Origin of the sequence: Adhaeribacter terrigena, assembly GCF_016623615.1 — a bacterium.
GTDB lineage: Bacteria > Bacteroidota > Bacteroidia > Cytophagales > Hymenobacteraceae > Adhaeribacter_A > Adhaeribacter_A terrigena.
This window is the reverse complement of the sequence record NZ_JAEHFX010000001.1, coordinates 844,420-857,230: the sequence shown is the minus strand read 5'-3', so window position 1 is coordinate 857,230 and position 12,811 is coordinate 844,420. Positions and strand designations below refer to the sequence as shown.

Genomic DNA, 12,811 nt, shown 5'->3' with positions numbered 1-12,811 from the left:
TTTTGGCCATACGTAAAACCTGAAAAACGGTAGCTTTATTTAAGCAAATAAATGTAGGCCACCGGGGCCGTATTGATCACCACAAAAGTTATTCCGCTGGCTTCGTGACGGTAGGCGCGCTTGGTAGTTTTACTTTTCGGGCCCGGAACCGTACCGTTTTCATCTGGCAGCGCTTTGCAGGTTTTCCGGATCTGCTCATGCAAACTTTCAAACTGAGGGCGGCCGGTTTTCTGGTATTGCAGCTCCAGTTCATTTTTCACTTTCATCGGAAAAATTTCGCTGCGCTGCGGCTTGGGGCAAACCACTGGATTTACAAACATTACCGGCCGGTCGTTTTTCACATACGCGTAAATTACCCGGTCGCAATAAGGCAGGTATTGTTTATCTACGCGGTAAAAGCCTTTCGCCTCCACCATTTCAAATAAACCTTCCGGGTAATTCTGAGCCGTAAAACTGGTTTTCAGTTCATCGAATTTCAGATTCTGGGCAGATGCCGTAAAGGTAAAAAGGTAGCAAAAAGCGAGCAGGGCGGCGGTTCTCAGGAAATTATTCATAGGTAATGCTTAAACGCAGCAGGCTTTATTTTTGATCTGCCGCTGCCAATTTAAAATTCAAATTTACGTAAAATTAGCAGCATTTTAGGCGGAAGGAATTGTCCTATTCTATTTCGTTTTTCCAATTCCGGAATGAAATGACAGCCTGAAAAGTCTTTTTTGCGTTGATTACGTACTTTCCGGTATAAAAAGCTTCCGGATAATTCCGGGGCAACTAGCTAAGCCTGCATGGAAGAATTCATTAAAATGATAACCATTTACCTGGCGCGTTTCGTGGAGGCGGGGGCGGCCTTGATCATAGGTTTCGCCACTTTAAAAGCGTTCTATCTTTATTTGCGGGATCTTTTCCTGAATAAAACTCCCTTTATTCCGCGCAGCGGGATCAGGCACAATTTAGGCAGATCGCTGGCCCTGGCGCTGGAATTTTTACTGGGCGCCGATATTCTGCAAACTGCCGTTGCCCCAACCTGGGATGATATTGGCAAACTGGCCGCTATTGCTGTGCTCCGTACCGGCCTGAACTATTTCCTGGAGCTGGAAATGAAAGAGGAAAAAGCAAACCCCATGCGGCTGAATGATTTAAACAGAACAGGCTTATCGTAAAAAAACGCTATGATTTTCACCTAAAAAACTGCTTTATGATTGCATTACTACCAAGCCCGAAAGAAAATTTAATTGCCCTGAAGATCAGCGGCACCCTTACCAAAGCCGATTACGACCGGATCAAACCTACGCTGGAAACCAGGATCCGGCAATTCGGCAAAATAAAACTTTATGCTGAGATCGAGCACCTGGGGTTACCAACGTTGCCTGCCATTTGGGAAGACCTGAAAATGGACATTAAGCACTACAACGATTTCAGCCACGTGGCTATAATTGGCGAACCAGAATGGCTTGCGGCTATTACCAAACTGGTTTCGCCGCTGGTACCGGCCGAGATCCGGGTGTTTAAAAGCGAAGAACGAAACGATGCGCTGAACTGGCTGGTAGGTTAGCAAATAGAATCAGAGCAAAGCTTGCTATATAGTAACCGTGGCATTCTGAGCACAATTGAGCCGGGAATGACAGGCAAAAGAAATCCTCCCCTGAATTAGGGGAGGATTTAAGTGGGATTAATTCTCATCAAAATCCTCTTTGCCAAAACTCGGCATCGAGAACATGCTGCTGAACAGGTCTTTAAATTGGGTTCCGGCAGTTAACGGATTGCGGCTCAGTTGCGAATGTTCCGCCAGACCGTGCAGACAAAATTCCATTAAGAAAAGCTTTGCATCTTCAGGCTGATCTTTCTGGTAAAAATCGATCAGATCCCGGAGACCAGGTACAGAGTTTAACAGCTTTTTATATTCTTTATCGGGCACGTCGTGCAACAGATCCAGGGTATTGCCTTCACTGAACCAGTCGGTAATGGCTTTGTACACGTTCTTGGTTTTGTCTTTCTTCTTTTTCTCTTTGTCCGGGTCCGGGAAGTAATGCAGGAATTGCGAACGGATGGCTTTGCCCATCAGGTTGTGCGCCACCATGCCGGCTCCCTCCTGCTCGCCTTCATACACCAGCTCCACTTTCCCGGTAATGGCCGGCACTGCTGCCAGGAAATCGGCTATCCGCACGTGGGTTTGTTTTTCACCGTTTATCAAAGCCCGGCGCTCGGCGGCACTCATCAGATTCTCAAAAGCCGAAATTGTTAAACGTGCCGAAACGCCGGATTTCGCATCCACATACTCGCTCGTCCGCGCTTCAATGGCCACCTGTTCGATGAGGTCGCTTACCAGTTCATGCGTCTGCACCAGTTTTTTCTGCGGTTCTTTAATTCTCGCTTCCTGTTTCGTGATTTTCTTCCCGATCTCGATACTTTTCGGATAATGCGTAATGATCTGGCTGTCGATGCGGTCTTTTAACGGCGTAACGATGCTGCCCCGGTTGGTATAATCTTCCGGGTTGGCCGTGAAAACGAACTGAATATCCAATGGCAAACGCACCTTAAAGCCCCGGATCTGAATATCGCCTTCCTGCAGAATATTGAACAAGGAAACCTGGATCCGCGCCTGCAGATCGGGCAATTCATTTATCACAAAAATGCCCCGGTGCGAACGCGGGATCAAACCGAAATGGATAACCCGTTCATCGGAATAAGGCAATTTCAATGTAGCCGCTTTTATCGGGTCCGCATCACCAATCAGGTCTGCTACGGAAACATCCGGGGTAGCCAGTTTTTCGGTGTAGCGATCAGAACGATGTAGCCAGTTAATGGGCGTTTCATCGCCATGCCGCTTGATCTGCTCCAAGGCATAAACCGAAAGCGGTTGCAGCGGATCGTCGTTCAGTTCCGAGCCTTCCACTACCGGGATGTATTCGTCTAACAGATCTACCATCATGCGCGCCAGCCGGGTTTTAGCCTGTCCGCGCAAGCCCAGCAGGTTGATGTGGTGCATGCTCAAGATGGCGCGTTGCAGATCGGGCACTACCGTTTCTTCGTAGCCGTAAATGCCCGGAAAAACTTCTTCTTTGACCTGCAGTTTGGCAATTAAATTATCGCGGAGTTCCTGTTTTACGGATCTTGGTTCGTACCCGGCAGCTTTCAACTGGCCAAGCGTTTTTATGTGATGGAGTTCCTTTGCAGGAATGTCTTTATAGTTCATTTTAATTTGTTGCTGATAGTTGATTTTTGATTGCTTTATTTCTCAAGCTTTTGCGTCATTCCGGGTGAAGCCGAGGAAACTTATGCGTACTCCTATGGCATTTCAGCAAAGCGGGAAATGACTTTTAAATTTATCTTGAAATAAATTCCTGATAATGGCTTTATAAGTTTCCTCGGTTTCGCTCGGGATGACCGATATTTTGGCATTTCTAGATCTTCAAATTTAAACCCGCTTCCTCCGGTTCCGCTTGTAATCTTCAAAAACCAGATTCCCTAAGCCCTGCAAACTACTGTAATATGCCTGCCCGTTATTCACTTTCGTGAACTCCTCTACAAACTCCTGCAAATACGGATCAGAGGCGATCATGAAGGTAGTAATCGGGATTTTGAGGCGGCGGGCCTGCGCGGCTAAGGTCAGGGTTTTGTTTACTACTTTGCGGTCCAGGCCGAAGCTGTTTTTGTAGTATTTCAGGCCTTCTTTCAAGCAGGTGGGTTTGCCATCGGTTATCATGAAGATCTGCTTGTTCGGGGTTTTGCGTTTACGGAGCAGATCCATGGCTAATTCCAGCCCGGCAACCGTATTCGTGTGAAAGGGCCCAACGTTCAGGTACGGCAGGTCTTTCACCGTAATCTGCCAGGCATCGTTGCCGAACACAATAATATCGAGCGTGTCTTTCGGGTACTTTTGTTTGATGAGTTCGGCCAGGGCCATGGCTACTTTTTTGGCCGGCGTAATGCGGTCTTCACCGTACAGGATCATGGAGTGCGAAATATCGATCATGAGCACCGTAGCCGCGTTGGTTTTGTGCTCGGTTTCGTTTACTTCCAGGTCTTTTTCGGTCAGGAAGAAATCTGCACCAAGGCCATGATTTAGTTGTGCGTTCCGGATCGAATCGGTCATCTGGATCTGTTCCAGCGCATCGCCGAACTGAAATTCGCGGCGGTCGGTACCGGCTTCATCACCGAAGCCGGAGTGCGGCGTGGCGTGGCTGCCTTTGCCGCCTTTTTTGAGTTTGCCGAAAATCTCTTCCAGGGCACTTTTGCGGATCTTTTGTTCGCTTTTTGGGGATATTTTTATTTCACCGGAACCCGGATCTTCGCTTAAGTAGCCCTTGCGTTTCAGGTCTTCCAGAAAATCGCCCATGCCGTAATCGTCGGAAGTAAGGTTATACTCTTTATCGAGCTGGTTCATCCATTCCAGGGCTTCACGCACGTCGCCGGAGGTCATGGTTACGAGTTGCAGGAAGATCTTGAGCAGGCTTTCAAAACCCGGAGCGTTATCTTCAGGCGGTATATAATCGGAAAAACGGTAGTTTGCAGGCATAAAAAACTATATATATAGCTGTCGGAAATTTTAAGATCAGCAGGCAGCCTGATTAAATGTACAAAAACGTTTACGCCTTTGCACCAATAGTAAACGTTCTGCAGGCAGGAAATGATATGCCTGGCGGGGTTGGCCCTTTCTTCCTGCTACATTTTACTTTAGATTTTTTACTCCTTTTAACGAAAAAAAATCCTTCAATCCATTAATCCTATAAATCCTGGCTCAGATAAATAAAAAAGCTCCGGATTTTCACCCGGAGCTTCTGATCAGAATATTTTGAGGAATTACCCTTCGATCCAGCGGAATTTATATTGCAGTTCCGGAACGCGCATCCGTTCGGCAACGCGGCGTAAACGGGCCGGCAGCGCCATTACGTAATCGCGGGCTTTTTCGCTGGTATCGTTCAGGCCGGTCATGCTTTCAATTTTCCATTCTTTTATCAGGTCTTCCAGAATATCGGTATAATCGGCAGAGGTATAAACGCCAATGCGTTGAGCAGCATCGGTAAAATGACCGAAGGTCTGGCCGATATTTACGCCAAGTTCGCGCAGGTAATGAGCCGGCATCACGATTTTTTTCCGCATCATGTCTTCAAAGGCCATCATCATCCCGTTCGGATCTACTTCAAAAATTTTCTCTACAAAACCTTTATACGCTTTTGCGTGGCGTGCTTCGTCAGAAGCAATATTGCCGCAAAGCTTGGCCAGCATCAGGTCGCCCGATTTTTTAGCCAAAGCAGCTACGCGGCGGTGCGAAATATTGGTGGCCGTTTCCTGGAAAGAAGTATAAACGAAGGCGCGATACGGATCGGTTCCGGTTTGCAGGTCGAAACCATCGGCAATCAAATATTGGGTTGAGGCTTCCATTTCGCGCATATTCACGCGGCCGGAAAGGTATAAATAACGGTTCAGCAGGTCGCCGTGGCGGTTTTCTTCGGCCGTCCAGGCACGGATCCATTTCATCCAGCCGCTATTCGGGTCTTTGGTCAGACCATCGGTACTCATCAGCCAGCTTTCGTAGGTTGGCAGGGCTTCTTCGGTAATGGTATCGCCGATCAGCACCGCCATCAGGTCATAAGAAAGGTCTTTTGCTCTTTCTCGGAGTTGTTTTACTTCATCCAGAAAATTATCGAAACGGGAATCCGGAAGCAGGTCAGCGGGTTGCCAGCTATCCTCTACCGTTTTTAACAATGAATCGAAGTTATAATCAAGAAATTTTTCAAGGTATGTTAAAACTTCGCCGCGCGAAATGGCCGTTGCAATCATAATTATCAAGCTGTGTAAACTCCAAAGATACTATTTTCTAACTGATTTTTAAAGCTTCTTGTTTCAAAGCGCCGTCAAATATTAGAATTATTATACATAACCTGAAAAACACCAGGCTTCCATATTCTGAAAAAAGGTATTATTTGCCGAACCGGATCTGCTGATAAAGCTGCCGGGTGCGCTCAAAAGGGAACGGTAATTTATGTATTGCAACCAGCATTTTCATTTTTGCCGGTACCGGCCCTAAATCCTGCAGCAGTCCGTAAAGCTGACGTGTTGCTTCAAAATTACGCGTAAAAACTGCCTGGATCAATTCGTGTATTACGCGTTTTTTTAAGGCTTGTTTTTCCCTTTCGGTACGCAGCAGTTTTTGGGCTTTTTTGCATACCGTTATGGTAGAAAAGATCTGCTTATCGTTAGGCTTATATTGCTGCTGCGACATCTGAGCCGCATGGATACGCCGTTTCGTGAGAATTCTATCGAGGAAGAAATATTTAAAATCAGGCGCCGATCTTACCCACAAATCGAAATCTTCGTAAGCCAGCGTTTCGTCGTAGCCGTTCAGTTTATCGAAAACCGTGCGCCGCATGATCATGGTGGGGGAACAAATGTAATGGCGGGCAATTACGTGGGCAAAAACATCGCCATCGGGTACATTTTCGGCCAGGTTGCCGTTTTTATCGCGCTTGTAAAAATTAAGTAAATGGTTGCCGAAGTCGTCTATGAATTCAGCATCAGTAAATAAAATACCGTAGCTTTCATCCAGCTTTTCAAACGCTGCCACCTGTTCGGCGATTCTTTCGGGCATTAAAACATCGTCGGTGGCAAAATCGATCAGGTATTTTCCTTTCGAAAGTCTGTAAGCCCGGTTAAAAGCTACACAATTGCCCAGATTCTGTGCGTTTGGCAGGTATTTGATTTGCGGAAAACGCCTTACGTAATCTTCAATGATTTCGCGGCTATTATCGGTGCTCAGATCATCTACTACTATTATTTCCAGGTTCTGATAGGTCTGGTTGAGCACCGAATCGAGGGCTTCTCTTAAAAAACGGGCGTGGTTGTAGCAAAGGCAAATAACCGAAACGAGGGGCTGCATAGGTACTTTCAGAAGTTCTTATTTACAAGATTCAGCTAAGCGTTAAACTCAAAAGTAAGTTTTAAAGTGGGTTCTCCGCCCAGGTGTTTTTTAAAAGCAATTAGCGGAAAATTCGGGCCGGTCGGCAAATTCGAAGTTCCCAGATCCAGCGTTTCAAAATACTCCTGCTGGCAAACTTCGTACAAGCCTTCGGTTAAAAACACAACCGGGCTGAAAGCATTGAAGCGAAGCGGATTGGCCGGATAAAAGTTATAAAGCGTTTGCCCGTTTATGCGCACGGCAATGGTGGCCGCCGCCAGTTCGTTTTGGTGCCGCACCGAAAAAAGCCGGAAATCCTGCGGAAAATCCTGAAATAAAGCGGCCAGTTTTTTTAAAGGCATGGGCGGTTCGTAATTTCTTTCCAGGCGGCAATCCCGGATAAAATTCCAGACTTCCGGCAATATTTTCACTTCTTCTTCCTGAAACGCAAAACCGTTTTTCACGCATTTATGCAAACGCCGGCGGGCCGAAGGATGCAATTTTGTTTCGAAAGGCGCTTCAGTTATGGCAATATGATGGTTGATCTCGGAATGGCTGACCCGGAAACCCTGCTTTAAAAAAATATCGGTAAGCACCGCACTTTCGTGGGTAGCGTAAGCGAACGGGTAACTTTTTATCTGAATGTTGCGGCAGTTTTTTTGCTCCAACAGATACCGTTTTGCGTGCAACAGAAATTCCGCCAGGACTTCTTCGGGCAACCGTTTTTTAAACTGAACCGAACCGAATGGCGCTTTTCCGGGGCTGTAAGCCAAGCCCTTTCCGTCGAGAAAAAAAGGCAGGTGCGCGGCAATTTTATTGGTTTTCTGGTCGAGTAACTGAAAAATCAGCTGCTCATCTTCGGCCTGCGTTTGCAAATGCGCCTGGCGTAAAAAAAGGAAAGGGTCGAAGGCAAATTCCTGCGGCTGGCTTTCGGGAGCAATAGCAATTAAATAGCGGTTATTTTGCAGCTGCATGGGTATTAGAACCGGGAAAAAATCGGGCATCTTTCCAGAAACCATTCCGGTTGCCATGGATAGTTTTGCCTGAGTAACGAAATTATGCATAAATAACCGGAAAACGCGTAAATAAACGCAAATTTGCGGTGGTTTTCTTCTTCTTAAAAAATTATTGCTTTGACTGTTGCCGAAAATCCTGATACCTACATTACGCTGGCCGAACCGGCCGAAGGGCTTTATAAAGAAAAAGGCAGCAAATTTATTGCGCTCGCTTTCCCGGTATATTCCGAAGCCGACATAAAAGAAAAACTGGCCGAAGTGCGCAAAACCTATTTTGATGCGCGCCACCATTGCTATGCATATTTGCTGGGTGCGGCTAAAAAAGTGTACCGGGCCAACGACGATGGCGAACCAAACCATTCGGCCGGCGATCCGATCTTAGGCCAGATCCGCTCTTCGGGTCTGAGCAACGTGCTGGTAATTGTGGTGCGTTATTTCGGCGGCACCAAGCTGGGCGTGGGCGGTTTAATCTACGCTTATAAAACCGCCACTGCCGAAGCCCTGAGCCAGGCCCAGACCGTAGAAAAACACGAAACGGCTTTCATCAGGATCGAATTTCAGTACCCGCAAATGAACGATGTGATGAGCCTGATCAAGGAATTTGACCTGCAGATGGCCAGCCAGCATTTTGAAATAAGCTGCGAGATAACCGTGGAAGTCAGAAAACAGTTAAGCGAAAAAATTATGGCGCGCCTTGAAAAACTGGACGATGTGCAAGCCGGCCTGCTGCAATAATTTGTAACTAAATCGGGCTGAAAACGCTATCTTTCTAAACCCAAAAACTATAAACGGCCGGTTTATCCAGGCGTTTCCTTTTTAAACGGTATCCTTTTTTATGGTAAAACCGCGCATTCTGCAGCAAAACAAAATCAGCACCAAAGTCGGGCAAAAACCAGGCTTCCTTTTCCGGCCCGAAAACGCGTTCGATACCCGCTTGTTCCTGATCTCATTCGACGAATTTGAACTGGTAGAAAAAGAATACGAAAGCTACGACGAACTTTTTGCCTACATGCAGCAACGCCCGCACCAGCGCCATTGGCTCGATGTGCGCGGCTACGGCAACCTGGAAATTCTGGAAAACATTGCCCGCGATTTCAACATCCACCCGCTGCAGCTCGAAGACGTGATCAGTGATTACCAGCGGCCCAAAGTGGAAGAAGAAAGCGGCTCGCTTTTCATGATCTCGCGGATGGTTACTTTTACTCCCAAAAAATTAATAGACGACGATCAGCTCAGCATTTTTACCGGCCCCAACTACGTACTTACCTTTCAGAGCGATTACGAAGATTGCCTCAATCCGCTGCGTTTGCGCATTCGGGGTGGAAAAGGCATTATCCGGAAAAGGCCGGTTGTTTACATGGCTTACGCGATCATGGACGTGGTGCTGGACCACTATTTCCCGGTGCTGGCCGAAATGAGCGACTACCTCGATGAACTGGAAGATTGTTTGTTCAAACAGCCGAAAAAAGAAATTCTGAGCCGGATCCTGTCGGTAAAGCGGGAAATTGTAAAGTTGCGCCGCATCATCTGGCCCGAACGCGACAAAATAAGCGAACTGCTGCGATCATCGCCCGAAGTAATTCCGGATGACCTGAAGATCTATTTCCGCGATACCTACGACCATTCGGTGCAGATCATAGACCTGGTAGAAAATTACAAAGAGATGTCGGGCAGTTTGGTAGAACTTTATTTATCGAACATCAACAACCGCATGAACGAGATCATGAAAGTACTTACCATTATTTCGAGTATCTTCATTCCGCTCAGTTTTATTGTAGGCATTTACGGCATGAACTTCTCGCGCGAAAACCCGGACGGCAGCATTAATTACCTGAACATGCCGGAACTTTACCAGCCGTACGGTTACATAACGCTGCTATTTTTAATGGGTGCTTTGATCCTGGGCCAGATCTATTTTTTCTACCGGAAAGGCTGGTTCAAATAAATACCGACTCGGGAGTTTTTCAGCTGAAAGCATACCGTTTTTCAGCACTACACAACTCTTTTTCCAGCGGAAAATCCAATAAAATTATTTGCTCAAAAATGAGATTACTTCGGTTTGTACCGCACTGCCTGAAGTCTGGGAAAACCATAGCGACTTTATAAAACCGGCAACAAACGCTATGCTTTTCAGCTGAAAAACTCAGGGTTAATTCTTGCGTTCGAGGGTTATTTTTTTCAGTTCGCGGCCGAATATCTTGTAAAGTTGGAACTCGCGGGTAATATCGTTGTAAAACAACTTTACCGGGCTGCGGTTCTCGATCACGCGGTTTCCGATCGGCTGCGCCTTTACATCGAAAAGATAAGTTTTCTGCGGGCCTGTTTCGGTAATTACGTACACAACATTATCGCCGCCAAACAGGTAATACTGCACAATTTTGCGCGACGAAGTAAAGAAGTTCCGCTCCAGCAACAATTTAAAATCAGGGCTTAGCAACGTTACCCGCCCCAGGCTCTGCCGCGCGATCAGGTACGATTTCCCGGCGTTTTCCGGAATCAGTTCAAAGGTGGCATTACGGTCAGGCCGCACCAGTTGGTGGCGTTTCAGAATCTCGCCGGCCAGGTTAAAGGTTATTACTTCGCCGCGCAAAGTTACCAGCGTCATTTCCGATTTTTGCAGGTTGCTGCCCGGTTTCCCGAACATGCCGGAACGCACGCTAGCCCGCACGCTGAAAGGAAAGCCCGGATACGTTTCACCTGCTTCATCCAGGGCATATACCAGCCCGTTTTCAAGCACCACCACAATCACATTTTTGCTGCCCACCCTAAAATACTGCGGCGCAACTGCCAGGCGGCTATCGAGGCTGCGCGGTTCCCAGCCCGGCAGCAGGTCACCGGTTTCGTTGAACATGAACAGATTCCCCAGTTCATCATCTACCAGTAATTTATGGTCGCCGTTCTTATTAAAATCTAAAATGGTAAGGCGTTGCAAATGCAGTGAATCGGGCAGAAAATACGGGAAATTTTCAACATCCTTCCCATTCCGGTCCAGGCAGTGAATTTTGTGGGAAGTGGCAAACAGGTATTTGGTTTTGCCATCCGAACCAAAAGGCGCCTGCAGAATTTCTCCTTTTATAGCTTCGTTCAGGGTATCGGACCAGGTAATGCGGCCTTCGTACGAAACGTTGTGTAATACCGAACCCGAGTCCTGCACCATCATTTCCAGGCCGCGGTTCAACGGGCTGCGCACCGCAAAAGGGCCTGCAATAAGCTTACTACGGAAAGGGATGGTTTTTTCAATTTCGAAGGTATCGGCCTGCAGGTCCTCAATGGCCAGCGCATCTTGCTGCCGGAGTAAAATAGTGGTATAATACTGTTTCTCTACCTGGCTGAACTGCAAACTGAACTGGTTAAAATCTTTGATCAGGTTTTCGTTGCGCAGCAGGCTTTCGCGTTTATCGGTGTTTACGTAGCGGCTCAGCATGGGCCAGGCGTTCTCCGAATTCAGAAAAACGCTGAAATTGGTTTCGTGCTGGGTTTCCTCCAGAAAAGCTTTTTGTGCCACCGATTTGCCCCACACGTTGCCGGCTTCAATATCGTTGAGCACACTGCGCAGCGCCGCGGGGTTATCGGCAAAAACGATATATTGCTGCACGTCTACAAAATAGCATTGCCCGAAACCCCGGAAAAGCCGCCCGAAAAGGCGTTGCGGAAAATCTTTAACCGGCACCATCCGGATCACATAACTGCCTTTTTGTTCTTTATAAGGTACCGTTTTGTTTAGCAGGTTTATATCCAGGGCCAGGGCATTGAGGCGTTTTAAAACATGGGCCGGTGCACTGGTCTGGGCAAAAATAACTTTCTCCGGCGAAGTATTGGGGTTAAATGTTTGCAGATAAGCCAGCCCTAATTCACCGCCAAATAATTGGGCAAGCGTATCGGTCTGCGCTTTATATTCCGGCAACAATTCCGGCAGTTTGGCACCTTTATACTGGCGGAGCCGGGCTGCCTTATCGAGCCCGAAATGCATGAAAAAAGCTACCCGGTTAGACACAAGCTGCTCCAAAGCCATGGGTTTGGGCTTCTGGCCCGAAAGGTGCTCAAAAAAAGTCTGGCTCAGCGTTTCGGGGTTAGAAAAACCGTTCAGGAAAAGTTTGTTGTTTTCGAGCCTGAACTCCAGCATGCTGTTGCGGCTCAGGCCACACAGATATTCCAGGTCGGGCTGCAGTTCCGGCTTCACAAAAAGATTGAGAAAAGGCGGCAGGTTGCGGTAATTAATGAATACGTTGGCGTAAACTTTTTCCTGGTTCAGGTAATTGATATTCTTAAAATCGGCAGCCACCGAAACGAATTGCTTCCGCTTGATCCTGCGCACAATGCCTTCGAGCAAAGCCGGCGAAGAACTCAGGATCAGATTGTTGCGATACGTAAAATACGAAAGGCTCTGGCGGTTTGCCTGGTTTCTGAATGAAGTGATGGTTGTACCCTGATATTGATCTGTGGTGTGCTCGAACTGCCCGTTCTTTTCCAGGTTCTCTACCAGCGTGCGCATGTAGCGGTGCTCTTTTACGGTGCTGATCGGGAGGTAAAAAACCAGTTCGAAATCGCTTTTACCCGTTACATGCACCGAGCTCAGCACTTTTTTATCGCCCAGAAATTTAAATAGCGTTTCGCGGTTATCGGCCAGGCTGTCTACCAGCACCAGGTTTTCTTCCAGGCGGCGCAAATACGTAACTTCCGAAAGCGATTCCCAGATCTGGGTGCGTTTCAGGCGGTCTACCATATCGGCGTGGTTACCACTTTCTATCACGAAAACCGCATCGTCGGGCACCAGCGTCCAGAGGTCTACTTTTTCGCGGGCCTCGGTCCATTTACTGAAACCGTAATAACCGAGTCCGGCCAGCAGCAGCAATCCCACCAAATAAAAAATATATTTCTTCGGCATGCGCAAAAAGGTGAAGGG

At 47.4% G+C, this 12,811-nt stretch carries 11 protein-coding genes; 4 read left to right on the top strand and 7 right to left on the bottom strand.

The window, feature by feature from the left end:
• Nucleotides 1–35: 35 nt before the first annotated feature.
• On the bottom strand, nucleotides 36–554 hold the full coding sequence (locus tag I5M27_RS03460; RefSeq protein WP_200504622.1) for a hypothetical protein: 519 nt from the start codon (nucleotides 552–554) through the stop codon (nucleotides 36–38).
• A gap of 228 nt (nucleotides 555–782) precedes the next feature.
• On the opposite strand from I5M27_RS03460, the gene I5M27_RS03455 reads away from it, so the two are divergent.
• Nucleotides 783–1,157 carry a DUF1622 domain-containing protein gene (locus I5M27_RS03455; RefSeq protein ID WP_200504621.1) on the top strand — a complete coding sequence of 125 codons (375 nt, stop codon included), beginning with the start codon at nucleotides 783–785 and terminating at the stop codon, nucleotides 1,155–1,157.
• Nucleotides 1,158–1,192: 35 nt separating this feature from the next.
• Nucleotides 1,193–1,549, top strand: coding sequence for a SpoIIAA family protein (locus I5M27_RS03450; protein WP_200504620.1), 357 nt, complete (start codon nucleotides 1,193–1,195; stop codon nucleotides 1,547–1,549).
• Nucleotides 1,550–1,666: 117 nt separating this feature from the next.
• Here the strand turns inward: I5M27_RS03450 and I5M27_RS03445 are convergent, their stop codons facing one another.
• From I5M27_RS03445 to I5M27_RS03425, 5 genes are all read right to left on the bottom strand, one after another.
• On the bottom strand, nucleotides 1,667–3,190 hold the full coding sequence (locus I5M27_RS03445) for a sigma 54-interacting transcriptional regulator (RefSeq protein WP_200504619.1): 1,524 nt from the start codon (nucleotides 3,188–3,190) through the stop codon (nucleotides 1,667–1,669).
• Nucleotides 3,191–3,412: 222 nt separating this feature from the next.
• Complete coding sequence (locus tag I5M27_RS03440) at nucleotides 3,413–4,513, bottom strand: vWA domain-containing protein (protein ID WP_200504618.1); 1,101 nt, start codon at nucleotides 4,511–4,513, stop codon at nucleotides 3,413–3,415.
• Nucleotides 4,514–4,797: 284 nt separating this feature from the next.
• Nucleotides 4,798–5,778, bottom strand: a complete 981-nt coding sequence (locus I5M27_RS03435) for an acyl-ACP desaturase (protein ID WP_200504617.1) — start codon at nucleotides 5,776–5,778, stop codon at nucleotides 4,798–4,800.
• A gap of 139 nt (nucleotides 5,779–5,917) precedes the next feature.
• The gene (locus tag I5M27_RS03430; protein WP_200504616.1) at nucleotides 5,918–6,874 is read right to left on the bottom strand and encodes a glycosyltransferase family 2 protein; all 957 of its coding nucleotides are present in this window, start codon (nucleotides 6,872–6,874) and stop codon (nucleotides 5,918–5,920) included.
• 35 nt (nucleotides 6,875–6,909) lie between these two features.
• Nucleotides 6,910–7,866, bottom strand: a complete 957-nt coding sequence (locus I5M27_RS03425; protein ID WP_200504615.1) for a GNAT family N-acetyltransferase — start codon at nucleotides 7,864–7,866, stop codon at nucleotides 6,910–6,912.
• 159 nt (nucleotides 7,867–8,025) lie between these two features.
• Here I5M27_RS03425 and I5M27_RS03420 point away from each other — a divergent pair, with 159 nt between their 5' ends.
• Together I5M27_RS03420 and corA are read left to right on the top strand one after the other, a co-directional pair.
• Nucleotides 8,026–8,643, top strand: coding sequence for an IMPACT family protein (locus I5M27_RS03420; RefSeq protein WP_200504614.1), 618 nt, complete (start codon nucleotides 8,026–8,028; stop codon nucleotides 8,641–8,643).
• 100 nt (nucleotides 8,644–8,743) lie between these two features.
• A complete protein-coding gene (gene corA / locus I5M27_RS03415; RefSeq protein WP_200504613.1) occupies nucleotides 8,744–9,853 on the top strand; it encodes a magnesium/cobalt transporter CorA in 1,110 nt (369 codons plus the stop codon).
• A 204-nt stretch (nucleotides 9,854–10,057) separates the two neighbouring features.
• Here corA and I5M27_RS03410 read toward each other — a convergent pair whose 3' ends face one another.
• Nucleotides 10,058–12,793, bottom strand: coding sequence for a hypothetical protein (locus I5M27_RS03410; protein WP_200504612.1), 2,736 nt, complete (start codon nucleotides 12,791–12,793; stop codon nucleotides 10,058–10,060).
• Between the last annotated feature and the right edge of the window lie 18 nt (nucleotides 12,794–12,811).

Coding starts and splice junctions, on each gene's coding strand:
- corA (WP_200504613.1), top strand. CDS start 8,744: ATGGTAAAACCGCGCATTCTGCAGCAAAACAAAATCAGCACCAAAGTC.
- I5M27_RS03440 (WP_200504618.1), bottom strand. CDS start 4,513: ATGCCTGCAAACTACCGTTTTTCCGATTATATACCGCCTGAAGATAAC.
- I5M27_RS03455 (WP_200504621.1), top strand. CDS start 783: ATGGAAGAATTCATTAAAATGATAACCATTTACCTGGCGCGTTTCGTG.
- I5M27_RS03435 (WP_200504617.1), bottom strand. CDS start 5,778: ATGATTGCAACGGCCATTTCGCGCGGCGAAGTTTTAACATACCTTGAA.
- I5M27_RS03425 (WP_200504615.1), bottom strand. CDS start 7,866: ATGCAGCTGCAAAATAACCGCTATTTAATTGCTATTGCTCCCGAAAGC.
- I5M27_RS03410 (WP_200504612.1), bottom strand. CDS start 12,793: ATGCCGAAGAAATATATTTTTTATTTGGTGGGATTGCTGCTGCTGGCC.
- I5M27_RS03450 (WP_200504620.1), top strand. CDS start 1,193: ATGATTGCATTACTACCAAGCCCGAAAGAAAATTTAATTGCCCTGAAG.
- I5M27_RS03460 (WP_200504622.1), bottom strand. CDS start 554: ATGAATAATTTCCTGAGAACCGCCGCCCTGCTCGCTTTTTGCTACCTT.
- I5M27_RS03445 (WP_200504619.1), bottom strand. CDS start 3,190: ATGAACTATAAAGACATTCCTGCAAAGGAACTCCATCACATAAAAACG.
- I5M27_RS03430 (WP_200504616.1), bottom strand. CDS start 6,874: ATGCAGCCCCTCGTTTCGGTTATTTGCCTTTGCTACAACCACGCCCGT.